The 262-nt window shown below is 45.4% G+C and carries 1 rRNA gene; it reads left to right on the plus strand.

The window, feature by feature from the left end:
- Nucleotides 1-135 (plus strand): 23S ribosomal RNA (locus QP884_RS11255); the annotation flags it as partial.
- Nucleotides 136-262: the final 127 nt, after the last annotated feature.

A 262-nucleotide genomic window follows, 5' to 3' on the forward strand; every position in this document is an offset into this window, starting at 1 on the left:
GCATCTAAGCGGGAAGCCTGTTTTAAGATGAGGTTTCGTTAAGGTCCCCTAAAGACGATAGGGTAGATAGGCCAGACTTGGAAGCACTGTAAGGTGTGGAGGCTACTGGTACTAATTGACCACAACAAACACCAACACACTACGTGTATAGGCAAAACAAAAGAAGAAGAAATGTAAATAGTCATTGTCGTGACCGCGTCCACTATGCAGTATCTGACACAACACCCACACAAAGTGGGCACCCAAAAGAAGGGTTTGTGCT

The organism is Corynebacterium tuberculostearicum, from assembly GCF_030229345.1.
Classification (GTDB): domain Bacteria; phylum Actinomycetota; class Actinomycetes; order Mycobacteriales; family Mycobacteriaceae; genus Corynebacterium; species Corynebacterium tuberculostearicum_G.